This is a genomic window from Azospirillum oleiclasticum (genome assembly GCF_013423485.1).
In the GTDB taxonomy this organism is placed as follows: domain Bacteria; phylum Pseudomonadota; class Alphaproteobacteria; order Azospirillales; family Azospirillaceae; genus Azospirillum; species Azospirillum oleiclasticum.
In genome coordinates this window covers 1-272 of the sequence record NZ_JABFFR010000113.1, presented here as the reverse complement: position 1 = coordinate 272, position 272 = coordinate 1, and the positions used below count along the sequence as shown (strand labels likewise).

Annotated in this window: 1 pseudogene; it reads right to left on the bottom strand. The window is 71.3% G+C overall.

Annotated features, from left to right (window positions below):
• Positions 1-272, bottom strand: a pseudogene (locus tag HL658_RS36505) (hypothetical protein); the annotation flags it as partial.

Here is a 272-nt window from a genome sequence, read left to right as displayed (position 1 = left end):
GGCACCGATGGTGATCACATCGGTGCCCGCACCGCCGGCCAGCGTCTCCATCAGGCCCACCGTCATCGTCGTGCCGGTGTCGCCCACCGTGATGATGTCGGTGCCCGCAGCACCCGTCAGAGTTTCAAGACCGCGCAGCAGCACCGTGTTGCCGGTCGCCCCCAGCGTCACCAGATCGGTGCCCGACCCGCCGACGAGGATCTCCAGGGCGGAGACGGTCAGCGTGCCGCCGGCCGCGTCCAGCGTCACCACGTCGGTGCCGCCGGAGCCGG